The organism is Streptomyces globisporus (assembly GCF_003501885.1).
Lineage (GTDB): Bacteria > Actinomycetota > Actinomycetes > Streptomycetales > Streptomycetaceae > Streptomyces > Streptomyces globisporus_D.
In genome coordinates this window covers 100,494-124,967 of the sequence record NZ_QWFA01000001.1, presented here as the reverse complement: position 1 = coordinate 124,967, position 24,474 = coordinate 100,494, and the positions used below count along the sequence as shown (strand labels likewise).

At 66.5% G+C, this 24,474-nt stretch carries 15 protein-coding genes and 3 pseudogenes; 10 read left to right on the top strand and 8 right to left on the bottom strand.

Annotated features, from left to right (window positions below; all coding sequences use genetic code 11):
• The first annotated feature begins 278 nt into the window (after nucleotides 1–278).
• A pseudogene (locus D3105_RS00510) lies at nucleotides 279–1,047 on the top strand (PIG-L family deacetylase).
• 42 nt (nucleotides 1,048–1,089) lie between these two features.
• Here the strand turns inward: D3105_RS00510 and D3105_RS00505 are convergent.
• Together D3105_RS00505 and panD are read right to left on the bottom strand one after the other, a co-directional pair.
• Complete coding sequence (locus D3105_RS00505) at nucleotides 1,090–1,443, bottom strand: GNAT family N-acetyltransferase (protein WP_118899027.1); 354 nt, start codon at nucleotides 1,441–1,443, stop codon at nucleotides 1,090–1,092.
• 41 nt (nucleotides 1,444–1,484) lie between these two features.
• Nucleotides 1,485–1,910, bottom strand: coding sequence for an aspartate 1-decarboxylase (gene panD, locus D3105_RS00500; RefSeq protein ID WP_118899026.1), 426 nt, complete (start codon nucleotides 1,908–1,910; stop codon nucleotides 1,485–1,487).
• A gap of 446 nt (nucleotides 1,911–2,356) precedes the next feature.
• On the opposite strand from panD, the gene D3105_RS00495 reads away from it, so the two are divergent.
• From D3105_RS00495 to D3105_RS35835, 3 genes and pseudogenes are all read left to right on the top strand, one after another.
• Nucleotides 2,357–2,596, top strand: coding sequence for a helix-turn-helix domain-containing protein (locus tag D3105_RS00495; RefSeq protein WP_073868618.1), 240 nt, complete (start codon nucleotides 2,357–2,359; stop codon nucleotides 2,594–2,596).
• A gap of 73 nt (nucleotides 2,597–2,669) precedes the next feature.
• A pseudogene (locus D3105_RS00490) lies at nucleotides 2,670–2,792 on the top strand (3-hydroxyacyl-CoA dehydrogenase family protein); the annotation flags it as partial.
• 469 nt (nucleotides 2,793–3,261) lie between these two features.
• Nucleotides 3,262–3,342, top strand: a pseudogene (locus D3105_RS35835) (IS5/IS1182 family transposase); the annotation flags it as partial.
• 138 nt (nucleotides 3,343–3,480) lie between these two features.
• Here the strand turns inward: D3105_RS35835 and D3105_RS00480 are convergent.
• The gene (locus D3105_RS00480) at nucleotides 3,481–4,500 is read right to left on the bottom strand and encodes a DUF4365 domain-containing protein (RefSeq protein WP_240646755.1); all 1,020 of its coding nucleotides are present in this window, start codon (nucleotides 4,498–4,500) and stop codon (nucleotides 3,481–3,483) included.
• Between the two features lie 292 nt (nucleotides 4,501–4,792).
• Between D3105_RS00480 and D3105_RS00475 the strand changes: the two genes are divergently transcribed.
• Genes D3105_RS00475 through D3105_RS00465 form a run of 3 tightly spaced genes read left to right on the top strand, consistent with a single transcriptional unit; the run spans nucleotide 4,793 to nucleotide 13,444 of the window.
• Nucleotides 4,793–6,919, top strand: a complete 2,127-nt coding sequence (locus D3105_RS00475) for a hypothetical protein (RefSeq protein ID WP_118899024.1) — start codon at nucleotides 4,793–4,795, stop codon at nucleotides 6,917–6,919.
• Entirely contained in the window at nucleotides 6,916–7,863 is a 948-nt protein-coding gene (locus D3105_RS00470) for a hypothetical protein (protein ID WP_123947552.1), read from the top strand. Before D3105_RS00475 ends, D3105_RS00470 begins: the two co-directional genes overlap by 4 nt.
• Nucleotides 7,856–13,444 (top strand): DEAD/DEAH box helicase, encoded by a 5,589-nt coding sequence (locus D3105_RS00465; protein WP_118899023.1) that lies wholly within the window; start codon nucleotides 7,856–7,858, stop codon nucleotides 13,442–13,444. The genes D3105_RS00470 and D3105_RS00465 overlap by 8 nt, the downstream gene beginning before the upstream one ends.
• A 186-nt stretch (nucleotides 13,445–13,630) precedes the next feature.
• Here the strand turns inward: D3105_RS00465 and D3105_RS00460 are convergent, their stop codons facing one another.
• The 3 genes from D3105_RS00460 to D3105_RS00450 all read right to left on the bottom strand — a co-directional run bounded on the left by D3105_RS00460 (nucleotide 13,631) and on the right by D3105_RS00450 (nucleotide 17,549).
• Nucleotides 13,631–14,818, bottom strand: coding sequence for a restriction endonuclease (locus D3105_RS00460; protein WP_118899022.1), 1,188 nt, complete (start codon nucleotides 14,816–14,818; stop codon nucleotides 13,631–13,633).
• A 447-nt stretch (nucleotides 14,819–15,265) separates the two neighbouring features.
• Nucleotides 15,266–16,624: a DNA (cytosine-5-)-methyltransferase gene (gene dcm, locus D3105_RS00455; RefSeq protein ID WP_118899021.1), complete on the bottom strand. Its 1,359-nt coding sequence runs from the start codon at nucleotides 16,622–16,624 to the stop codon at nucleotides 15,266–15,268.
• A 235-nt stretch (nucleotides 16,625–16,859) separates the two neighbouring features.
• Complete coding sequence (locus D3105_RS00450) at nucleotides 16,860–17,549, bottom strand: hypothetical protein (RefSeq protein ID WP_240646752.1); 690 nt, start codon at nucleotides 17,547–17,549, stop codon at nucleotides 16,860–16,862.
• 127 nt (nucleotides 17,550–17,676) lie between these two features.
• Between D3105_RS00450 and D3105_RS00445 the strand changes: the two genes are divergently transcribed.
• Genes D3105_RS00445 through D3105_RS00435 form a run of 3 tightly spaced genes read left to right on the top strand, consistent with a single transcriptional unit; the run spans nucleotide 17,677 to nucleotide 21,759 of the window.
• Nucleotides 17,677–19,089 carry a ParB/RepB/Spo0J family partition protein gene (locus tag D3105_RS00445; protein WP_030124238.1) on the top strand — a complete coding sequence of 471 codons (1,413 nt, stop codon included), beginning with the start codon at nucleotides 17,677–17,679 and terminating at the stop codon, nucleotides 19,087–19,089.
• Nucleotides 19,089–20,921, top strand: coding sequence for a DEAD/DEAH box helicase (locus D3105_RS00440; RefSeq protein ID WP_397699112.1), 1,833 nt, complete (start codon nucleotides 19,089–19,091; stop codon nucleotides 20,919–20,921). Before D3105_RS00445 ends, D3105_RS00440 begins: the two co-directional genes overlap by 1 nt.
• Nucleotides 20,905–21,759, top strand: coding sequence for a protein NO VEIN domain-containing protein (locus tag D3105_RS00435; protein ID WP_118899019.1), 855 nt, complete (start codon nucleotides 20,905–20,907; stop codon nucleotides 21,757–21,759). The genes D3105_RS00440 and D3105_RS00435 overlap by 17 nt, the downstream gene beginning before the upstream one ends.
• A gap of 45 nt (nucleotides 21,760–21,804) precedes the next feature.
• Here the strand turns inward: D3105_RS00435 and D3105_RS00430 are convergent, their stop codons facing one another.
• The gene (locus tag D3105_RS00430; protein ID WP_118899018.1) at nucleotides 21,805–23,817 is read right to left on the bottom strand and encodes a GmrSD restriction endonuclease domain-containing protein; all 2,013 of its coding nucleotides are present in this window, start codon (nucleotides 23,815–23,817) and stop codon (nucleotides 21,805–21,807) included.
• Between the two features lie 155 nt (nucleotides 23,818–23,972).
• Nucleotides 23,973–24,380, bottom strand: a complete 408-nt coding sequence (locus tag D3105_RS00425) for a very short patch repair endonuclease (protein ID WP_237505496.1) — start codon at nucleotides 24,378–24,380, stop codon at nucleotides 23,973–23,975.
• Nucleotides 24,381–24,474 lie beyond the last annotated feature (94 nt).

Below are 24,474 nucleotides of genomic sequence, written 5' to 3'. Positions count from 1 at the left end.
CGGGCCCGGCACGGGGGGAGGGGTCGGCGAGGGCGGTACGGGGTCGGGGTACGGGTGGGTCATCGCGATCCTCCACAACGGCACGAAAAGGACAGATGGAGCTTTCCTCCACCGTCTCCCGGTGCGGCTGCCCGCGCCTGCCGAGTCCACACATACACCCGGTGACCGAGGAGCGCGTGGACGTAGGTACAGGCCCGCCCGGACTGGGCAGAACTCCGGGCACGACGCCGGAGCCGCCCGGATCCGGAATCGCCTCCACCGCTGCGAGAGGTGCCCCCATGCCCCTGCCGAGTGTCCTCGCCGTCCACGCCCATCCGGACGACGAGGCCCTGTTCTGCGGAGGCGTTCTCGCCCGGCACGGGGCGACCGGGGCGCGTACGGCGGTGGTCACGGCGACCTGGGCGGAGGGTACGCATCGGGCGGCCGAGCTCGCCCGGGCCCTGGACGCCCTGGGCGCGGGCACCCCGCAGCTGCTCGGCTACGCGGGCGCCCGCGTACCGGAGTCGGCCCCGGGCCGGCCGGTTCCTGGACGCACCGCTGGACGAAGCCGTGGCGGCCCTGGTCGGCCACATCCGTGACATACGCCCGGAGATCGTGATCACGACGGACGCCTACGGGGGCATGACCGGCCACCCGGACCATGTCCACGCCCCCCGCATCACCGCGCCGGCGGTGCGGGCCGCCGGACTCCCCGTGTTCAGTCCGCGCGCCGGCGCCCCCTGGCAGCCGAGCGCCCTGTACCTCGCCACCCACCCCCGCTCGGCGGCCGTCGTGGTGGGCGGGCGGCTGGCCCGGTCGGGCACCCCGGCCGAGGCGCTGTACTGCTCGGAGGACGCCTGGATCACCACGACGGTCGACGTCCGTCCCTGGCTTCCACAGAAGCTGGCCGCGATCCTCGCGCACCGGAGCGAGGTGGAACGAGGAGCGGCACCCGGCCGGATCGCCGCCCTGACTCCGGCCGTTCAGCGCGAGGTGCTGGGCACCGAGTGGTACATCCGCGAGGACCTGGGGCGCCGGGGCGGGTCGGCCACGGAACTGAGCGCGTGATCCGCCCCGGTCCGCCTCGACAAGCTCCGCCTCGGCCGCCGGTCAGAACAGCTCGGGGTGGTTCCTGAGCTGCCGCTGCGCCTCCCGGACGAGCTCGGCCGACGCATCGGGCGCCTCATCGGGGTGGCGCTGCGCCCACTTCGCCGCGTACGGGCACAGCGGAACGACGGGAACGCCCTCGCGGGCGGCCATCGCATAGAACTCCCGTACGAGCGCACCCGCGATGCCCTTGCCCTCGTGCTCGGGCCGGACGACGGTGTGGACGGCCACGAGCGCGCCGGGAGCCGGGTCCATGGCGAAGTACGCGATGGTCCCGGCCGACTCACCGCCCTCGTACGCCACGAGGTTGCCGTGCTCCCGGTCGTCCCTGATCTCCACAGCAGCGTTCTCCGCCATCAGCTTCCGCCCTCTCCTGGTCCTGGACCCGGACGGCGCTCTCAGCCGCCCGCGACGACGGCCTGCGGACTCCGCTCCGTACGGCTCCCGGGAACCGGCTCCGAGGCGTCCGTGCCGAGCGCCACGATCCGGTTGTCCGCGTCCACGTGCACGACCCGCGGCACGAGGGAACGGGCCTCCGCGTCGTCGACCTGCGCGTAGCTGATCAGGATGACCAGGTCACCGGGGTGCACGAGGTGTGCGGCCGCGCCGTTGATCCCGATGACACCGGAGCCGCGCTCGCCCTCGATGACGTACGTCTCCAGGCGGGCGCCGTTGTCGATGTCAACGATATGGACCAGCTCGCCGGGCAGCAGGTCGGCGGCCTCCATCAGAGCGGCGTCGATGGTCACGGACCCGACGTAGTGCAGGTCGGCCTGGGTGACGGTGGCGCGGTGGATCTTGGACTTGAATATCGTTCGTAGCATTGAGGTACTCCTGGACGTAGGCTCCCTGCCTGCGTTTTTGCAGGTCAAGTGCTGTCCCGACACCCTACAACGATTCGCATGTGCGGGCAGCTTTCCCCAGGTTTTTCAGGACTCATGCTGACCACTTGCTGACTTTTCTGACGCCCCATCAGGCACCGACGGAGGCCTCGCCCGCTCCCCTGGCCTCTACCTCGACGACCCTCGCAAGCCTACGCAGCGCCCCCTCAAGAGCACTCGTGATCAGCGTCACCTCGACAGCAGGACGACGGCCCTGACGCTCACGGGCCGCGCTCCACCAGAAGTTTCGAGGCGGCCTTAACAATGAATCCCGGTTCGGCCAAGCCGACGACTCTCGCGACCATGACCACGACTCACCCGCCACCCCGAGCCACCACGGAACGCAACCCGCAACTCGTCATTCGCCCAGCCTCAAGGAGCGCCTCCTCATGGAATCGCAGCCACGCCCCTCCGAAGACAGCCCACAACGCGAGCATCACCCCGTCGAGGCCGTCCTCGTGGAGACTTCCGAGGTCGCCGCGATGCTCAGCATGTCAACGAGCTGGGTGTACAGGGAGGCGTCAAAACTGGGCTTGAAAGGGTACAAACTCGGCCGAGGAAGGAACGCCAAGGTCCTGTACAAGAGGGCTGAGGTCTTCAAATGGCTGGAGCAACAGAGGGTCCACTGAACGTCAATCAAACTCGAAACTACAAGCCGCCGGATGCACTGACGGGAGCGCAGGCCACAGGACCACACGCAGTGCTGACCAGTTGTACGCCGAGTACAAGGAGCCGCTGTACGCCGCTCCCCCGCTGCTCCAGCGCATGGTCGACGCGGGCCACCTGGGGCGCAAGACGGGGTCGGGGTTCTACCCGTACAGCTGATCGCCCGTCGGCGGGCCCGGCGCGCACGCCACCGGGCCCGCCCGGACACGTTCTCCGAGGTCAGGACCGTGTGCGGCCCCGAAGGGCCTCTTCTTCTACTGCCGACCCGGTGCCCTGCCGGAGCGCTGCGGAGCGACTGCGCGGATGCGCGAGCCCGAAGCCCTGAGCCTTTCAGCGCTGTCGCAACCTTCCGTGCTTGTACTGCGAAAACTCCCTCGGATGTCCCTCCGACAGAGCTGAAAGTCCCTGAAATGTCCCTGGCGACCCGTAGCCTGACCTACGCATTACTAGCTTGATTCTGTCGGGGATCTTGGAGCGGTCGAGGTCAGGTGCCCAGGGTTCGCCAGGACGCCTTGCCGGGAGCCACGCACGACCTGACCGCGGCGCGGGTCCACGGCGTTCCCGCCGCCCTCGCCGAAACGACGTCAAGTGCTAGGCGGACAAGGCATACCAGTGTGCCGGCCCTGCGATCCGTGTCCCGATCCGGGGCAAGCACCTGCGCGGCTGGCGACGACGTCACAACCGCGATCACACCAAGATCCGCAGCCTCGGCGAACGCGCCATGGCCATCCTCAAGTCCTGGCGGCTCCTGCGAAAACTTCGCTGCAGCACCACCCGGATCAACGCCCCTCGTCCGAGAAGTCGTCGCTCTCGAACTCGCCACCTGATCAAGATGGAAAAGACCCATTCATCCCGTCAGCAGCCTCCCGCCCTCCATCCCGAACCTATCCACCACCAAGAACGCCTTGCCCAGCTCGTTGAGCGTCAGCTCAAGTCGGTAGAAATCAACCTCGCCACCACCATTGCGGTACGGCCGGATACGTTCTGTATCTAGACCCCGCTTCCACTCCTCGAACGGCACCGCCGCGAAAACCTCATCCTCATCGTCCCAAATACAGCAGTCTGCTCTGTACTGGTCGTACTCCGTCCCGTCGTACGTCTCCGGGTGCACCTGGGCGTCAGCCCACGCAAACAGCTTCGGCACCACCTCGGCGTAGCTGGCGAGGCCAAGGAACACGCCCCAACTGGCCAGTTTCTCGGGTTCCTTGCCGTCCTCGTTGTCTATGCCTAGACCAATGTCGCCTCGTCCTGAGCCCTTGTTGACCCACTCCTCCATGTCGACCACCAGCCGCTTGCCGCTGGCCAGCAGCTCCATCCACGGCTTGGCCAGCTGCAGTTCACGGATACGCAGCTCGTACGGATCGCCCTCGGCAGCCTCCCGCAGGGTCTTTCGGGCGCTCGTATCCAGCACCTGGGCTTCCGGCACCAGCAGTTTCCAGCCGTCAGTGGATGTCTCCTGGAGCGTCTGGCGGTTCACCAACTGCCAGTGGCAGCGCTTCGTCTCCGGGTGGTACAGCACCACGGCCACCGGCAGCGAGTGGTTGAGCCAGTAGGCCACGTGCTCGCCGTCCGGCCGGAACCACCAACCCTCTGGCGCCGCCTCCCGGAACCAGCTCATCCCGCTCTTGATCTGCAGGGCCAGCAGTCGGCCACGGACGTCCTCGCCGTCGACAACCTCGGCATGCGCGTCAATGCCGTAGTCCTCGGTGGGCTGCTCGCGGAACAGCCACTCCAGCTCCTCCTCGACGGCGAGCTTGGTGCGGGTCACCCCGATAGTGGCGACCTTGGCGGATGGTTTACGGCGCACCACGGCTCCATCTTCTGCTGGAATGGGCTCGGCAACCGTTGCACCAGAAGCTGCCGTCATCGTCTTCAATCTCGTACTCCTCACCCGGCAGCTTCTCGTACAGTCCCTCCCGCTCCTGCAGTCGCGTCGGTACCGCGCCAGTTTCAATGACAGCTGGCACCGCATGCCCGTACTGTTCGCCAAGTAAGTGCGTCCACCACACGCCATCCTCTTCTGCATGCCCCACAATGCAGTTGCCCCGCCAGTACACCGTGCCTGTAGGGCGCGCACGCCTGCGGGGAACCGCATGCGGTGAGAAGCACGTCCCCCACAAAATCTAGCCGCTAGCGGCACTGTGGGCAGAGGTAGGCAGATGATGCGAGCGTACGACCAGTGGCATGAAGTGCTGTCCGAAGAGTTCTTCGGTGCCGACCATGCGCTGCAGAGCACCGTCCTGTACGTCGACGACGAGGTAGAGCGTGAGCTCGCCGAGCGGAATGGCATCGATGCCCCGCTAGCCCAGGCGGTCGCGGACGAGATGTACTGGGAAGGTTCGGACCGGGCTCTTCTCTGGCGGGTTCTGAGCCAATGCCGGACATGGACGGCCAAAGGGCGTAACGGCGCTCCGCCGAGCCTCCCTGTGCTCGCCGCATCTGTTCTAGCAGCCACCCGCATGGCGACCTCCGACGGCATGCTCCGTACGAACTTCCGCGGACGCTGGTACCAGGTGTTCGGTGTTCCCCAGGAGGGCCACAAAGCCAATCGTCTCAACAAGGCACTGGATGATGTGGCAGCGATGTGGGAGGAGCTGGACTCCTGGCTCGAGGACGCCGGCGGACTGTACGGCGCCAGCACGGTAAGTACTGACGAGCTCTACTGGCGTGTTGGGTACCCCGTCTCGCAGGCACTCGTCCGCAGATCGGACCGTCAAGCGCTCACGCGCTTCTTCGCGACGACGAGACTCCGCCCACGCAACTCGACGGAGGTTCCGGGCCGGGAGCTCCTCCGGCGCCTGACCGCTTGGAGTGCGGGGCGAGACCGCCGCCTCTCACCGCGAATGATGGAAGAGCTGCAGTTTGCCTCTGGAAGCGGGAACTTCGAGAAAGGCGATCCACTCATCGTCTCGCTCCTTGAACGGCTCGCGCGCGCATGGGACGGGACCCTTCATGAGCCCGATCGGAAGCAGCGGCGCCGGGCACTTGGTTTGCGTCTCGCTGTGACGGACCGCGGACGGCGCCTGGAATGGCTCGCTGATGCTGCGGAGGGCATCGAGGAGACCACGGTCCAGATCCATGATGGCCGATCCTTCACCCTGCGTACCGATTACGGCAATGTGTACTCCGGGCTGGAGTCGATGCAGCCATCAGAGGCACAGCTCCGTCTCGGTGTGCACCTCCAAGGCGACGACCTCGTTATCGAGTGGGTACCGCAAGATGTCGTGCTGCTCCGCATGCACTCCGATCTCGGCGAGTGGGTGAGCACCGAGTACTTCGAGCCAGGTGAGCAGCACTGGATCCTCGCCTCCTCATCCGCGGCAGGCCAAGTCCGCTCCATGCTCAGAGCAATCGGCACCCAGACTGTCCGGGAGGCGTCTGTGCCCGGTATCCCAGGGTGGCGGAGTTTCAAAGGCGTCCGGGCTGTCGATGGCACGGCGTTCACGGCCACCCTGGACTCTGGAGGCGAACACATCCATGTCCTGCAGCCTCAAGTACGGCACCGCACGAAGCTCATCGGCGGGCTGCGTATTGCCCGCGAGTACCGGGCCGGGGCCGGCGTTGCGGGGCACTACCTCCGAGGAGGCGAGCCGGACCTCCTCCTTCCTGCCTCCAACTCCTCTGACGGCACGGTCGAGGTTGCGCTCGACGGGCAGTCGTCGAAACTGCGGGCAGACCCCCGGGTTCCGTTTCCTCTCAACTGCCTTCAACTTGAGGAGGGGCAGCACGAGGTAGGCACCTCATCGAGCAGCCAGGTCTTTACCGTGCACGACGGGTTTCACGAGAGGCTGCCGGAGGGGACCGGGAGCCTCGGCTACAAGTGCGACGGAACCGCCGCTCCCCGTGTCAGCGACACGGGGAGCGCAGATGCCTGGGTCAGAGGCGCTGCTGCCCCGGCTCACACGGCTCTGCCTCGCACGGTCATCGTGAAGCGCGAAGTCCTGGAGGCGTTCTTTCTTGATCCGTTCGGCGGCGTTGTCGCAGTGCACAGCCAGCAAACCCCGCCGTGGGTCGTGAAGCGGCTGCCTGAGGCAGCTGCGAGCCGGGTGCTGGAGGCGGAGGCCCCAGACGGGGCAGTGTGGTTTGTCTACCGCACCCCGCAGCGCTGGTGGGTGCGGGCAGTGGCACCCAATGCGCCCCTTCCCGCACCCGAACCATCCGGGGAGGACTACCGGTGGGCATACGCCATCCTCAGTGCCGGAGGTAAATGCAGCGAAGCTGGCTGGTCCGCATACGTACACGCTGCCGAGGCATTTATTGGAACACGCGATCGGGACGCAGAATGAACAAGCCGGGCAATCTGCTGCTCCGATGGCTCAGCGAAGAGGGGGCAGGCGACCTCGGTGAGGTCAAGCAAGGCCTGTGGTGGCTCGGGGCCAAAACGTGCCCCAAGATCGGTACAGGTGCTCCCGGTCGGTGGCTGCGCGACGCTGTGTCATTGGCCTACCTCGACATCGACTGGAGCGGACGGCGATGGTCGGCTGCCCCGCCTGTGCTCACACCGCTGCCGAGGGCCCAAGGGCTCGCCGTTCTCACAGGCAGCCGCACTGCTGCCTTCGAACGGCGCCTGGAGGCGCTCCTGCAGGATGGTTTCGTGGAGCTGTACCGCGCGTCAGCGGAACGGCCTCCTCGCGACATTCCCCTCCCAGACTCGCTCGTCGTCCGATTCGGTGAAGAGGGCGAACTCGCGGAACTGGCAGCAGATCTGGGTGCCGTCCTCTCTCCTTGCTTCGCCTACCAGGGCGCATCCCTGCTTCCGTCCTCAGCTCTGGTGGAACGGACCTCGGCGCCAGAATACGGGGCGCCTCTGGAGCAATATGATTTCGAGCACTGCCGGTACCTCCCGGTTCGCCGCCCGCAGCACGACGGTCTTTACCGGCTGAAGCGGAGGGACAGCAAGCAGGTCTGCCAGGTGCTCCGCTCCGGGGATTGGTACGAGACCACGCACGAGCACGGCGTCTACGCGGTCCTCGCCGATCAGAACAGCGCCGCCGACGTTCTGCGGTGGCTTCCGGAGAAGGCTTGCGGTAGGAAGCGCATCGGCACCCTGTTCGTGGATTGGGGATATCCCCTGCCGGATTTGCACCGCAGGGTCGCCGCGATGTGCTCCGGGCTCGCCCCGCGAATCAACGAAGGGGCCCAGAACCTCGCGTACGACAACGTCCCCAAAATCGTAGCTATGAAGATCGCAGACTCCCTCGGACAGGTACTCGGAGACAGCAGTGAATGACGCAACGGCCGCGCAGCCCGAAGTAGAGGCCCCTGAGCTAGACGTCATCGGGTCTTTCGAGCACCTCAAGGATGCTCTCTTCCGCTACTACGACACGCCTTTCGGGCTCGCCAACGATCAGCTCCAGAAGGAGCGGCGACGGCTCTTCGACCGCGATGGCGGGGCATGGCGGCGCCCGCTGATCGAAGTCCGGCCGCAGTACGTCTCGGCAGGGGTCAGCATCTCTGAATCGGTACGCGAAGCAGGTGCGCACCCACACCTCGCTGAACTGGCAGAACTGGGCCTGCTCAAAGGCGTTCCTTCCTTGTACGAGCACCAGCACCGTGCTCTCATCGCAGCTGTGCGGGAGCAGCGTGATGTAGTTGTCACCGCCGGCACAGGGTCCGGCAAGACAGAGTCGTTCATCCTCCCTATCCTTGCCGACCTCGTACGCGAATCCGAGGCGTGGCCGGTTTCCTCCCTTCCTGCTAACCGCTGGTGGGCATCGCCCGCAGGTGGATTCCAAGCCCAGCGCGCCGGTGAGCAGGGCCGCCATGCCGCAGTGCGCGCCCTGGTGCTCTACCCCATGAATGCGCTCGTCGACGACCAGATGATGCGCCTCCGCAAGGCTCTGGACAGCGACTGCGTCCGCGAGTGGCTCGCACAACGCCGTCCCGGCCACCGCTTCTACTTCGGCCGCTACACCGGTGCAACCCCGGTTCCAGGCGACATCGGCTCGGCGGCAGGCATCCGGACCCTCCGAAAGGAGTTCGCTGCGACCGAGGAGAGGTCACGCCAGGCTCAGGTCTCTGAAGGAGACGGCCGGTACTTCATCCCACGGCTTGATGGTGGAGAAATGCGCTCCCGTTGGGACATGCTCCAGGCTCCCCCGGACATCATGATCACCAATTACAGCATGCTGAACGTCATGCTAATGCGGTCCCGCGAAGCAGCCGTCTTCGAGAAGACCCGCCGCTGGCTTGAGGAAGTTCCCGATGCCCGCTTCACCCTGGTTGTTGACGAACTCCACATGTACCGCGGCACGGCGGGTACAGAGATCGCTTATCTGCTGCGAAACCTCCGCCACCGCTTGGGTCTCGAAGGGAGGCCGGACAAGTTCCGGGTCATGGCAGCATCTGCCTCTCTCGAAGCTCCCCGGGATCTCGACTTTCTCCAGGAGTTCTTCGGCATCGAGCGCGACCGCTTCGAAGTGCTCGGGGGTCGACTGGTCCTGCCCTCAGAAACCTCTGCTGACATCTCCCCCCATGCTTCCGCGTTCAAGCAGCTCGGAGCGGATCCCGACCCTGCTGCGGCAGACACCCTGCTCACCACGTCGGGCGCCGGCAACGCACTCACCAATGCGCTGAGGGAAGGCGACCGCCTCACTTCTGATTTCGACAGTGCAGTAGCCGCCCGACTTTTCCCAACTGTGCCGAGCGATGAGCAGGAAGCGGCCATGACCGGTGTCCTGGCTGCACTGCGGCGCACGAAACTACCTGGGATGCCGCGGCTCCGCGCACATCTGTTCTTCCGCAACATCCCCGGCGTCTGGGCCTGTTCTGATCCGGCCTGCCCCGAAAATCCAGAGCAGGCCTACGAGGACAGGACCGTCGGGAAGCTGTACTCCCGTCCGACCCCCCGCTGCGACTGCGGCGCCAGGGTCCTCGAACTGCTCTACTGCCAGAACTGCGGCGACGTCCTCCTGGGAGGATACGCCCCTGAATCCGCTTTCAAGAGGCGCAGGGGCAAGCCGTTCGAAGCCGGGCTCCTCGCCGACCTCCCCGATCTCAACTCCCTTCCCAATGGCGCGCCCCTCGGCCCTAGCGCCGCGAACTACATCGTCTACTGGCCTCGGAAGCAGGACCCTGCCACAGACAAGCTGGAATGGGAATCCAGCTCCGACAAGGGCGCGATGAGCGCTGGCTTCGAGTTCAAACGCAGTTTCTACGACCCCCGCACCGGCATGTTGCGCAACCACCGAAACCACACCGGGTGGTCCTTCCATGTCAGCGTGCCGGAATCGAAACACCGGCGCGCCCGCCTCAAGCTCGAAGACCTTCCGGCTGCACCGACCCAGTGCCCGGGTTGCGGAGACAACTGGGAGCTCCGACGTCTCGGCCGCGAAAGCCTCAGCTTGAGCGACCCGCGACGCCTCCGTACCCCTGTACGGTCCATGCGCACTGGCTTCGAGAAGGTCAACCAGGTACTCACTACCGGTGTCCTGTCCCAGCTGCCGGTACCCCAGGCCGTTGTCTTCTCCGACAGCCGCCAGGACGCGGCCAAACTGTCGGCCGGCCTCGGGCTGCGCCACTACCAGGACCTTCTGCGCCTCCTCCTTGCCGAAGAACTTGTTGAGCAGGGTCGCCCGGCGGACGACCTCGCCACTATCCAAGGGTTCTTCGAACGGACAACCTCACCGGCTCCGGCTGATAAGGCAGCTGCCCAGGCGGCGCGCGCACGCCTCCGTGCTCGGGATCCTGAGACATACGACGCATGGGAGAAGCTCCAGAAGCCGAGTCCCGCTGACAATCTCGACCTCGCCGACGACCCCGGTCCCGAAGCCGAAGCGGAGCTGTACGCGCTCCTCAGCCGTGTACCGAGCCTGGACAGCCATACCGCCACCGTTGCCGAACAACTAGTCCACCTCGGTGTCAATCCCGGCGGGACGAGTGCCTCATTGCAGAAGACCCGCTACCAGGCAGGATCTCCTGCACTGCCCTGGTCGTCGCTGTATCGGTGGCCCGACAGTCCCAGCGGCAAGGTGCGCGATGAATCGGGCAGCATCCTCAGCGAACGGCAGCGGGATCTCCGCGACGAGATCCGGGAGTCCCTCAGGGGGGAGTTCCTGATGGGCTTGTTCGGCAGTGCTGGAAGGGACTTCGAATCACTCGGCCTCGGCTGGCTCACTCTGGCAACGGACCAAGCGCCTTTGGAAGCCCCTCGAGCCTCGAGTGTCGCTCTCGTCCGCGGCAGCCTGCGGGTCCTCGGCCACATGCGCCGGTTCGCCGGCCTCCGCACCCCTTCCGACACGCCTCCACGCCCCCTGCGCAACTATTGGTGCAAGATCGCTGATGCCTCAGGGCTCTCTGAGGACGACGTGCAGCGGCGCGCCGAGCAGGCTTGGGGACAAGCCGTGATCAAATACGTCATCCAACCTGAGCAAGTCTCCCTCCGCCACAACGAAGGCCTGTCCTGGCCGTGCAGCAGGTGCCACCGCCGCCATCTCCACCCTGGCACCGGCATCTGTACAAAGTGCGGAGGGCAGCTGCCCTCCGGGGCTTCTCCCGTCACCCCGTTGGACGATGACTACTACGCGTGGATGGCCAAGCACAAAGCCGGCAAGTTCCGCCTCAACACCGCAGAACTAACCGGCCAGACGGACCGCATCGAGGCCCAGAGCCGCCAAGCCCGATTCCAAGGAGTCTTCCTCGACGACACGGAGAACCCCCGCCCCGACACCCTCGACGTCCTCTCGGTGACCACGACCATGGAGGCTGGCGTCGATATCGGGCCGCTGTCCGTCGTACTGATGGCCAACATGCCCCCCACCCGATTCAACTACCAGCAACGCGTGGGCCGGGCCGGGCGACGCGACACGCCCGTAGCGCTGGCGCTGACGGTATGCCGCGGCCGCAGCCACGATGAGCACTACTTCCAAGACCCGAAGCGCATCACCGACGCACCCACCCCGCCCCCTTATCTCTCCACCGAGATGAAAGACATCTACCGGCGCGTCCTCGCCGCCGAAGTCCTGCGCAGGGCCTTCGAATCAGTACGCGCTTCCATCCCGGACGACGCCGCCCTCGACCCCACACGCAATGTCCACGGCCAGTTCGGGTTGGCCCGGGACTGGCTGGCCGTGCGTCATGCGGTCGAAGCATGGATCGCTGCCGAGGCCGGGCAGATTCGCGATCTCGCCGCATCGCTGGCCAGCCTCACACGCGGCGGAGACTCGGCGGCCTCGGCCCTCCAGTGGATCGCGAAGGACCTCGTGCCGGACGTCACCGCCATCGCAGAAGGCCCCCGAGGGCACCGCGACCTCAGCCAGAGGCTGGCCGAGGCGGGGGTCCTCCCCATGTTCGGCTTTCCGACCTCGGTCCGATACCTCTACACGAAGAAGCCGAACGAGTCCTACCCCTGGCCGCCAGCCGGGGTCGTCGACCGCTCCCTCGACATCGCCATTGCCCAGTTCGCTCCCGGCGCGGAGACGGTGAAGGACGGCAGGGTCCATACCGCAGTCGGCATCGTCGCCTACGAACCGGGGGGTGGGACGCCGAGAGCTGTAGCCGAGCCCCTGGGCGAGGCGCGGCAGATCGGTATCTGCCGCGCCTGCGGGCACCTGGCCGAGGACGTGAAACCGCCATCCGAAGCCGATAGCGAGGACCAGAATTCGCCCTGCCGAGCCTGCGGTGCATCGGACGGCTCGTACCGGGAGATCTCGCTTCACGAGCCCGCTGGCTTCTTCACGGGTGGCAAAGCGCGTGACTTCGACGGAAACTTCTCCTGGCGAGCCCGGTCACTCTCTCCCCAGACAGCTGCCGACATGGAGTCGGGGGCCCCTCAGCGTATTACCGAAGCAGGCATGGTCGTCCATGCTGGCAAGGGCCGCCGCTATGCCGTGAACGACAACGGCGGACGCCTTTTCCACTTCTCTCCAGTCAAGGCGACCGGCCAGTGGTCCGGGGCCCTTGTAGAGGCGGAGGCCGCGGTTTACGCCCCCTGGCTGGCATCGGACACCGGGACGGCAAACAGCGGCACTCTCAGCACAGCCATCGGCGCTGTCCAGCACACTGATCTCTTCCTGCTCGGCCCCGCCGCAGGCGAGCTCCCCGAGTACGGACTGCGCCTCAATCTCGCCTCTGTTCCACAGGCGACGGGCTTCCCGGATGACCGGTCGGGCCGCCGCGCTGCCTGGTACTCGCTCGCTGCCCTCCTCCGCGTCGCCGCTGGCGACATCCTGCAGGTCCAACCAAACGAGATTGCAGCAGGCATCCACGGCGCCGGCTCGGCGACCAGCCGGGCCCGGACATTCGCGTTCCTCTCCGACACCCTCGACAACGGCGCCGGCTACTGCACCCACCTCGCCGAGCCTGAGGTCTTCCAGAAGCTGCTGGCTTCTGCCAACCGCATGATCGGGAAGTTCCGTACGGGCAGCCATGGCAGCGACTGCCGCGGCTCGTGCTACGAGTGCCTCCGGGACTACACCAACATGGCCTACCACTCACTCCTCGACTGGCGCCTCGCCTGCGACCTCCTCGGCATCCTCTCCGGCCGAGACCTCGGGAGCGACATCCAGCCACGCCAGGCTGGTCTTCTCCTGCAGAACTGGGCCAGCGACTTCCCGGAGGACGACGCAGAGTTCGTACCAGACCTCGGCGGGGCGGGGCCTGCGGTCCTCTTCGAGGAGCGGTTGTGGGTCGCAGCTAAGAGCCCCTTCGAGACAGCCGAGGAAGGCATGGAGTCTCCGCGGATCTCTGCTGTCAGAGCAGCCGCGTCTGCGAGCGGTCGGGGTGTACGGGAAGTGGTCTTCATCGACGACTTCCTCCTCGATAAGGCTCCCGCCCAGGTCACTGCTTTGATCACCGGATTCGACGGCGCCTGAGCTCCCGGCTCCTTCCTCCGCAGCTTTCCCGCTGATTGCTTCTCCTCAGGATCAAGGCAGCAGCAAAGCCCCTGGCGATCGGCCCTCCTTCCGAGGGGCGATCGCCAGGGGCTGCCTATGCCCGCTCCAGGCGTCGGCAGTGCACCGCCCGCCCGGCCCAGTGCCCCTGGCCTCTTAGCTACCGCGCTATCCCGTGACTGTCTGCAGCCAGGCCCGGACTGCCTCCGGCGTGGTGTACCCGCGCGACCGGAGTAGCTCGACGATGTCCTTGCCGCATATGAGCACGACAGGGTGCCGGTCCTCGCGTACTTCTTGGTAAGTCTGGCGGTTGAAAAAGGAGGTGGTGACGAAGACACCGAACTGACGGTTTCGGAGGCGGGAGATGAGTCGGGACATCTCACGAACGCCCACAGAGTTCTTCGGGCCGTAGCACTTGGCTTCCAGAGCGAACTCAACCGGGACCGGGTCGGCGGCAGGGCCGAGGAGGTATTCACCGATCGCATCCCGCCCCCCGTCCCGACTGGGCGGGGTCAGCTCCGTGCGGCCGGTCGCTGGCGCCATCATGCGCCAGAGCTCAAGCGCGCAGGCCTCGAAGTCGTGGTAGCGGTCGCAGTAGAAGTCTGTGATCTCCTTCAGGATGCCCTGGCCTACCGCATCAGACACCTGGTCTGCAGGTTTCCTGATGACCGTGGTCGCGGGGGCGGTGAGCGCGTCATAGCGCCTTGCCTCAACCCAGTCGGTCCACACCTTCGGTGCGTGCCTGCCCACGCTCCCTCCGGCTAGAAGCTCATCGATCCATGCACGACTGATCACCGCGGCATCAAGAACAGTGAACACTGACCGGTAGTTCTGAAACCTCGCCCTCCCTGTGCTCCGCCAGATCGCGACCAAGTCTTCGTCGGCTGCGACGCCCTCACCACCGGGCGCGAGGAGACCGCGGAACCGAACGCTCCTCCCGATCCCCCCGTTCTTTTCAAAGAGGAAGAACGGGGGGACTGCCGCCCGCTCCTGCGCCGTACCGTGCGCCGCTTCGAAGCACTTTCTGAGCAGCAGGTTGCCCTTCCTACTGGTCTCGTGCAGTTCGTGGCCGGGCTTCCGGTTGTCGCCGTAGTAGACGAACTGCCCGGTCTGAACGTCGAGCTCGTCGGGCCAGTCGGGGTTGTTCCCTGACGTGTAGAGCACGGCGACGCGCACGGTGTCCCGCTGCGGGGATCCTGCGTACCGGAAGCCGCCCTGGTTGCCGACCGGCACGATCTTGCCGATGGGATCGTCGGCAGTGGTCCCAGCAGTCCCCCCGGCATACACAGCGTCAACGATGAGGTCGGCCTGCTGAAGCCGGTCGAATGGGACTGGGTCCGGATCAAGGTCACTCATGGCCGCCACACTAGAAGGAACCACTGACAGTCCGCACTGGGCCCCCGCCCCTCGGGCTGGATCACTGGCCTCGGATGCCAGTCAGCGGATCAAGTCCAGGTCGACTGCATGAAGTCCGCCTACTGCTATTCCTCCCTGCTCGGCCCGCGATGGGGTCTGCCGCACGAACGGTGGGGCAGGTCAACCAGTCACCCAACTCTGCATCAGACCCTCGACACTGAGCGGCGCATACGCGAACTCCGTGAACTCGGGCTGCGCATCGACTCAGTGAAGCGTGACGGCGTCGGCTGCTACTTGCCAACGTCACTCGATCTCGACCCTGACCAGACAAAGGCTCTCGCTATCGAGGCGATCAAGAAACCCTCAGCGCTCGAGGCAGCAGGAAAAGTTGATCGCTGCTCTCGACGCGTGATCAGGCTGACTGCGCAGGCCTCCTGCCCTGCGCAGTCAGCTGATCTTTGAACGGTGCTGGCTGAAGAGATCATGGCGCTGATGGTCGTCCTGACCCACAAATGCCTTGAACTCGCCGAGGGTGTAGGCGTCGGCCCCGTTGGAACGCGTCACAGTCGTCATCTCGAAGTCGTGCTTGAGGTGGTTGAGGTGCCGCTCCACCGTCGGGAGGTCCATGGCAGTGCCCGCGGCCGAGAGCTTCGTGATGATTTGGTCGACTGACAGCGCCCGTGTACTGCTGCGCAGGAGTTTGTAGACGGGGTCGGTGACGACATCTGCAGTTTCCACGAGATCGTGAGGCTCGCCCTCCATCTTCAGCGCGTTGTAGATCGATTTGCCGAGTGCCATAGCGACGGGAGGCGGGAACGCGTTGCCGATCTGGCGGTACACGCTGGTCTTCCGTCCGTGGAACCTCCAGCGGAAGTCGTCCTCCCCATGGGAGACCTCGCTATCCGCGTCCTGCCAGCCCTGGATGCGGGCGACCATGGCCGTGGTGAGCTTCGGGCGCGGGAAGCCCTCGATGATAGGGGGCCCGGCTGCAGTGGGCGCCTCGTTGGCCACGCCCATCGCGTCGACGCCCTTCTCCGCCCAGGCGCGCTTGGCACGCGTGGGGCCCAGGTCGGCTCCGCCGTGCTTCTTCGACCCCCCGACGATAGTGGGCGCAATGCCGGTAGCTCGTTGGGCCCACTCCTTAGCGCCCGTCCAGCCGTTCTCCGCCATGAGGTCCTCAAGGAGCTCCCCGACGGACATGGCCTTCTCAGGGTTGGGCTCAGGCCAATGGAAGTAAGGTGCGTACTCCTCCTGCAACGCCACCAGGACGAAGCGGGGACGCAGCTGGGAGACGCCGAATTGGTCCGCCTGTAGGAGCTTCCAGTCCGCGATGTACCCGTACTCCTTGAGCCGGTCGAGGACGTGCTGGCGATAGCCGGCGAAGCGGTTGGCGCTGAGTCCGCGCACGTTCTCCAGCAGCAAGGCCTTCGGCCGCACCTTTCCGCAGAGCTCGATGGCCCAGGCGAAAAGATCGCGCTCATCGCTTGAGCCGAGCTGCTTGCCTGCGATGCTGAAGGGGGGGCAGGGCACTCCTCCGGCGAGAAGGTCCAGGTCCTCCGCGTCGATGACCGGGTTCCAGACAGCAGGGTCCGCGACGTCGCCGACCCTTACGGAGTTGTGCGCCTGGTCTTCGCTGTATCCGAGGAACTCCACAAGGTTGCGGCGCAGCGTCTCGGCAGCCTTGTCGTCGAGCTCGATGGCGAGGCGGTGGCGGAAACCTGCCCGCTCCAGCCCGAGTGTCTGACCGCCCGCGCCTGCACAGATCTCGACGACCTCAAGCGGCTTCTCAGCCTTGGCAGCCGACATTTCGATCTCCCTCCAGGCACGCCAGGCTCTCCAGCGCAGAACCGGCGGCGCTGCTGCAACCACCGTCATGAACACACGGACATCCGGTAGCACAGCTCCGCGCCAGCACCATAGTCGCAGGTGGTGGCCCAGGGGTGCTTCTCGGCCTCTGTGAATCGGACAAGGCTGGAAGTGTACGTGGCAGCAGTGGCAGCTCGCAGGATGATCATTAAACGCGATGGGCCTTCAGTGCTGGTCAGGCGTCCAGCGCATTGCGGACTTCCTCCTGTGCTTCGCTAGGAAGACGGCGGTAGGCATTCCACGCCCGCTCAAGCGCTGTCGAGCCGCGGCGGCCCCGCTCGGCCCACCGGGCCAGCCGCCGCTGATCTGCTGGGTCCAGGTTCTTGATCTCGGCGAGGGCCTCATCGGCGCGTACCACCTGGCCGCCGCCACCAGCACGGCATCGCTTGCATTCTGTGACGAGGAGCTCCTCCTCACGGCCGTCGAGGAGAACAGAGGTACGCCGGGTGACCGAAAGCACTGCCGTCTGGTTCGAGTCGTCCAGGTACGGTTCTGCACTGCCGATGCCGCACACCGTGCACATGTAGTCGTCGCGAGACAGAACGGCCTGGATCTGCTTGGCCGTGATCGCCTTCTGGGGCGCGGCTGCCTTGCGGGCCGCTGGATCCCACACCGGAACCCCAGCTTCCACGAAACGCTGGTCCTCGGCCATGAGCGAGGCGTCCTCAGTGTTCGTGTGGATGACCCACCCGTAGGGCCGGAGGTCTCGCAGGCGGCGGTCTGCCTGCGAGACACCAGGGAACGCGTCGCGCAGCTGCTCCTTGGTGAAGGTATTGCCCTCACCGATCTCCTGGACGAGCCACAGCGCGCCCCTGATCATGGTTCCGCCCTTGAGCGCCGGGTCGTTCCAGGCGGGGAGGGTCACGTCTGCTCCGTTCCTCGGGTCGTCAGACGTGCAAGTCTGGATGATCACCTGTCCCGTTGTCAGTGACTCCTGCCATTATTCCTGACAAGCGCGTACGGCTGCTTACCCACCTAGGAGAGGCCTGGCTATGGCTGTGAAGTTCGGTGTTCCGCCCGAGGGCGAGCGGATCCGGTCCATGGTCGAGGAGCGGCTGAGGCAGGCCATGGCTGAGAACGGCGCCAAGGTCACGGTGGAGTGGCGCGGCGAGCAGAAGCACCTGAGCGTGATCTCCATGCCGGTGGACCTCCTCTACCTCAACCCGGACACCCACCGCATCCGCGCCCAGCGCACGCTGGACCCCGAGCAGAACCAGGTACTCGAAGAGGAACCCTGGAGCGAGGATGCGCAGGACTACCTCGCTCTCCTCCTCAGCCGGAGCCCTGCGAATCCGACGCAGACGGACCCCGACTTCACTGCGCTGCAAGACGAGCTGGACGACTTCGGGCAGAAGGAGCCCGGCATCATCAGCCCCGACGGAATCCTCGTCGACGGGAATACCCGCTGCGCGGCCCTCCGCAAGATCGGGATCAAGGACATCCGCGTGGGGGTCCTGCCTGCGGACACGTCGCGGCGCGACATCAACAACGTCGAGCTCGCCCTCCAGCTCCGGAAGGACAAGCGGCGCGAATACTCCTACATCAACCGTCTGATCGCGATCGAAGAGGAACTGGCCCACGGACGCCGCCCGGAGGACGTGGCACGGGACTTCAACATTAAGACCACCACACTCCGCCAGGACCGGTGGGTCTACGAGCTCGTCAACGACGCCATCGACCGCAGCAAGGACCCGGCCACCGGCGTCGGGCTGCGCCTGGTCGACTTCGAAGACCACCAGGAGAAGCTCCGCGAGCTGCAGCGCGACTACACCAAGCTCGCGAAGACGGACCCGGACGGAGCCGAGCAGCTGAAGGAGTCCCGGCTCGCGATGGTCGTCCTGAACTACCCGAAGACCTCGGTCCGCCTCGCTGAAGCCGACTTCCACACCCGTTTCCTCGACGAGCGGCTGCCGGCCGACCTGCGCCCCGCCGCGCAGGATTCCGCCGCAGTGTCCATCCCCGGCCTTCCGGGCGTCGCGGTCCAGGACGGCACCGCGGTGGTGAAGGCGACCCGGGCCCTCACAGACAACCTGCTCAAGGCCAAGGCCGCGGCCCTCGCCGGCGCCAAGCTCACGCCCGCGGAGGTCACGCAGGCCGCTGCGAAGATCAAGTCGGCCCGCGGCACGTTCGACGTCGCAGTGAAGATGGCAGGCCAGAACGCCCAGCTGCAGAAGCGGAAGATCGCGGTACCCGAGCGCCTGACGGACGCCGCCGACTACGTGAACCAGTGCGCAGCAGAGTTCGCCGAGGCGAAGGCGAAGCGTGCCCTCGACGAGGACTCCTTCGACGACGCACTGCTCACCCTCCGTGCGAGTCTCGCGCGCCTGGCCAAGCAAGCGGGCCGCACGTTCAGCTCGCCGGGGGACGGCGTCGAATGGCTGCTCAACGCCACCCGGGAGAGCTGATGGGAATGCCCGCAACCGCTCCGAGCCTGGAGATCGGCTTCGGTGACAGCGTGGCGAAGGCCCGCTTGCGGGCTGGCGCCGGGCATGAGGCAGACCTGCGCCGTCTCGCCCTCCGCTTCCGCAGCAGCGTGCAGCGCTCTCCCGTGAGCATGGACGTCGATATCGACGACCTCCTGACGAACCTCGTGGCGCTTACGGCATGGCCCGCGCAGTCGAGCGTCTCGTGGGACCCGCAACTGGCCGCGCTTGCGACGGACTCCGCAGTCGACGCCCAGACGGTGTCCGAGCGCCTCGACCCGGCGGCCGGAGGGGCAGGCGAAGTACACGAGGACGAGGTCGACGCGCTTCTCGGCCCCGGGTGGACCGCGGACCTCACTTCGTTCCAGCGTCGGGACATCGCCAAGCTCCTCTCGCTGCGCCACGGGGCCAACTTCTCCGTCCCCGGGGCCGGCAAGACGCGCGTCGGACTCGCCGTCTTCCAGGCGCTGCGCACGACCAAGGGCGTCGAGCGCCTGCTGATCGTCGGCCCGAAGTCCTGCTACGAGTCGTGGCAGTACGAGAATGAGCAGTGCCTCAGCGAGCCGCTGCGCATGGAGGTGCTGTCCCGGGACACCGACCCGGCAGCTGACGTGCTCATCGTCAACTACGAGCGCCTCAGCCAGTCCGTCGAAGAGCTCGGCCAGTGGCTGACCGTCCGGCCCTCCGTACTCCTCCTCGACGAGGCGCACCGGATGAAACTCGGCGCGGAGGGAACGTACGGGGCGGCCTGCCTCGCCCTGGGCCCGCGGGCACGCCACCGCCTGATCCTGACAGGCACCCCGGCTCCCAACGGAGTCAAGGACATCGAGAACCTCTTCGGTTTCGTATGGCCCGGGTACGGGCGCCAGAAGGTGACGCAGGCCGTGGCCGGCGGCGACCTCGCCAAGGCCAGCCAGGTGCTGCGCCCGCTGTTCACCCGCACGACCAAGCACGAACTGGGGTTGCCCCCGGTGACGACGACCCTCCGCACGCTTCCGATGCCCCCGCTGCACCACGAGGTGTACGAAGCCCTCATCGGCCGGTTCTCCGCCCGGGCCGCCGGATCGGAGGGCGACTTCCAGACCCTCGGCAAGATCATCGTCTATATGCTGATGGCGGCCACCAGCCCGGCCCTGCTCGCTGTCGGCACAACCCGCTACGAACCGCTGACGTACCAGGTCCCGCCTCTGGCCGTGCCCGAGGGCAGCCCGCTCTTCGACCTCATGCGGGACCTCCCCAGCTACGAGATGTCCCCGAAGTACCGCGAGGTCCTTGCCATCGTCGCGAGGAACGCGGCCCAGGGCCGCAAGACCCTGGTGTGGTCCACGTTCATCCGCAGCCTGAACACCCTGGAGCGGGTCCTTAGGGAGTTCCGGCCGGCCATGGTCCACGGAGGCACGGAGGACCGCGAAGCAGAGATCGAGCGCTTCCGGAAGGATCCAGACTGCATGGTGCTGCTGTCCAACCCGGCCACGCTCGGCGAGGGCATCAGCCTGCACCACGACTGCCACGACGCGGTCTACGTCGACCGCGACTTCGCCGCCGGACGCTTCCTGCAGAGCCTCGACCGGATCCACCGCCTCGGCCTCGCGCCCGAAGCGGAGACCCGCATCACCGTGCTCGCCTCCGAAGGAAGCATCGACGAGGTCGTCGAGCAGCGGCTGAGCGACAAGCTGCTCTTCATGGGGCGGATCCTCGACGACCCCGCCGTCCAGGAGCTCGCAGACCTCGACGAGGAGCCATCCGTCGGCGGCGGCCTCGACCAGAGGGACCTCCAGGCGCTGATGGGCCACCTCCGTGGCCGTCCCGCCTAGCCCCGTCCTGCGCGCCGCCCTGCGGTGGCTGGAACGGCTCCCAGACTCCAGCCCCGCACGGTGCCGCGCGCTGTTCACCAACCACGCCGACTACAGCGACCTCACCCCCACTCAGTACGAAGCGGCCTACACATGGCTCGGCGAGACCGGCCTGCTCGCGGATCTGGACAGCATCGCCGCAGCAAGCAAGCGCCTCTTCCGCGCCGCTCTGGCCTCCAGTGACGCGCCGTGGCTCCAGGACGCCGACGTCCTCGTGCGCGGCCCGGAGGAGCTTCCCGAGGACGCCCTGCGGGCCGCCGATGCCCTGGGTATCTCTGAGAACCAGGCGTACGAGCAGGTCAGAGCGGTCTGGGGCAAGGTCGATACGGAGGCGCGGGCCCTCATCGGCAGCGCCGGCGAGCTGGCCCTCATCGAGCTCCTAGCCGAGGCCACTGACGTCCGCATCGAACACGTCGCCGCATACTCCGACGGCTTCGGGTACGACATCGCCGTCCACGCGAGGCGGCACCCGCTGCATATCGAGGCGAAAAGCACGGTGCGACGCGGACGGCTGGCCTTCTATCTGTCCCGCCATGAGTACGAGACCATGCGCCGCGACCCGGCATGGCAACTCGTGGCCGTACACCTCACGCAGGACCACAAGATCGCTGCGGTCACATCCGTCTCTGCCGAGTGGATCAGCGCCCAAGTTCCGCAGGACGGGGGCCCTTTCGGGCGGTGGGAGGCGTGTCGTCTCGACGTACCTCCTGACGCGGTCGTCCCAGGCATCCCGCGGCTGGCCCCTTTGCTCGGGGCAGGGACGGCCGGAGCAATGCTTCGAGGCGGCGTGAGCGGCTGAAGGCGGGAGTGCTGTGCTAGGGCTCCCGCCTTCTTCGGAGGGCGCTTACGGCCGCTGGACACCGAGGTCCGTCAGCAGGAACTCCTCAGCTTCGCCGACCCAAGCCTGCAACTCCTGCTCAGGGCAGTCGGCTGCAGGCAGGGCATCCGAGAAGGCTTCCTTAAGGGCCAGCCGCCACTGGTCCGCAGTACCGCGGAGCCGGAAGGGGCCCACCGGCAGCGTGATGCCGTCTTCGTCGACCGCCAGCGGGGCACTCTCGCCGGCCACGGTGACGTCACTGTCGAGTCCGCTTGCAGCAGCGTCGAGCGCTGCGTCCAGTTCAGCGGTGTCGATCCGGCCGACCCAGTGCTGTGTCCCGGCCTGTGCCTCGGCGAGCAGCATGGTGCGGCTCCCCGCGCCATACCCGGCCAGGACAAGCGACCGGCGGGGCGCCTCGGAGCTCGCGCTGCTGGCGTCCCCCGCATCGATAAAGGAGGGGCGAAAGCGCTCAAGGAGGGCGTTGATCCTTCCTGCGAGGAGCGCACGGCGAGCAACGAGAAACTCCCGGAACCCGTCAAATTCCAAGACCCGGGGGTCAGCCGTCGGGACAGCATGAGCAGCCAGGTCGTCGGCCTGCACCTCCCCGATGTACTCGGCGGGAGACCGGTTCCCGATCATGTTTTTGGCCGTTTGCGGCGAGACGAAGACGATGTTCGCCAGCTCGTTGATCTCCGCCGACGAGTACTTGTTGGGGTGGTTCCGCAGCTGCGCAGCGGGGTGCAGGCTGCTGTACTGCAGCTTGTCGGTCCCTTCTGCAACGGCGGAGATGGGCCCGCCAGCCCACCAGTCCTCCGCGCCGGAATGGGCGGCTGCCAGGTAGGAAAGCATGATGTACGGGCTCTGGATGTTGCGCCCCGACAGATCGCGGGCGCTCACGCGGAAGCCCTTCTCGTCCAGGCGCAGGTTGGCGAGGAGTGCTCGAACAGGCTCGTCGGAGTCAAGGGCGTTGACATCCTGGGTCAGGGCGCTGTCCGTCGCACCGCCGTAGCGGTTGTTTCCGGACGCAGCGAGGAACCAGTAGAGCAGCCCTTTCTCCACCTCAGGGTCTACCTTGGCGCTGGCAGGCAGCCGGCCATAGAAGACGATCAGCGGGTGCAGGACCGAGACGGATGAAAGGAGTGCCGAGGTCGGGACGAGCAGCTGCTCGGAGAGCAGCGGGACGACGCGCTCGAGTCCGCGGCGCACCCGCTCCCAGCCCTCCGCCACGGACTCCCGACTCGCTGTCGTAAGTCTGGAGACGGACGAGGTTCGCTTGCCGGAGATGGACAGGCTGAGCGTGATCGCCTTGATGAGGAAGTTGGTGTCGACGGCCCGGTAGCCGTGGTCAGCCCACCGCGCCGACTCCTTCTCCAGCTCTCCCAGAAAACCCGGCGACCGGGCGGAGAGCGTCGCCATCGCAAGGTCCGTCGTCTTCAAGGGGCGGCCGCCGCTGTTGACGCGGACAAAGATCTGGGTGACCTCCTCGTAGCCGAAGCCGTGTAGGACCTCCATGTGGAAGTCGCGCTGCGAGATCGATTCCAGTGCCTTGAGGCGGCGCCCAATTTCCGCGTTGTCGATGGACAGCCCCGCCGAGCGGAGCTGCATCTGCAGCGTGAACGAGTCGGCCTCAGGACCGACGACGTCGTAGACCCTGACCCACTTCGAACTCCTGAGCGTGGCGTTGCTCTGGTTCTGAAACGCCTCGGTCTCGATGTTGAAGACGATCTGCGCTGCGGGATGGTCCTTGAAGACGCGGTACAGCGAGGTGAGTCGCTGCTGCCCGTCGAGCAGATACAGCGGCATGACGCTGGGAAGCCCCTGACTGGATCCTGTGGCCGCTGTGCGCGTCTCGGCTCCCTCGTCCGTCTTCCACAGCAGGAGCGTCCCAGCCGGATATCCGAGGTACAGCGACTCCACGAGCTTTGCGACCTGCGAGGCCCGCCAGACATAGCCCCGCTGGATCTCGGGGAGCATGATCTCCCCGTCGGCGATCTGGCCGATGAGCGACTTGATGTCGCGGTTCGTGCGTTCGACTGCCATTCGTTGGCGCCCCCACCCCTACTGCTCCCCACCAGGCCGCGTTCGACCCGGGCCAGCGCGATCACAACTGCGCTGGTCGATACGGTAGACGAAGGAGGCGGGCCCCGTGCCGGGCCCTGCCGGATCCGCATGTAGAGGCCCCGGGCTCGGCGTCGCTACTCCTCCTGTTCCTCTCGGAGTGCCGCCGCGCCTCGGCGCGATCGGACCGCAGCGCAGACGATCGCGCAACTCTCCTCAACCGCATCGTGCTCCCAGAACCGGAGGACGAGCCACCCAGCTTCCTCGAGGCGCGCATCCGTATCCCTGTCGCGCTTCACGTTCCTCCCGATCTTCTCTCGCCAGTAGTCGGGGTTCGTTTTCGGCGGCACGAAGTGCTCCGGGCATCCGTGCCAGAAGCAGCCGTCGACAAAGACTGCGACGCGGGCCGGACGGAAGACGAGATCCGCTGTACGGCGCATCTTCGGGAGCGGCTTGGCAGCCACCCGGTAGCGGAGGCCCGCCGCATGGACGAGGGAGCGCAGCGCACGCTCCGGGGAGGTGTCCCGGTTCCGGTTTCCCAACATGCTGCGGCGGTTCGCAGCGGAGGACGCCCAGGATCCATCTGGTGGAGACCAGCCGCCAGTGGCCGACTCTCGAGGCAGCGAGTTCATCAACTCC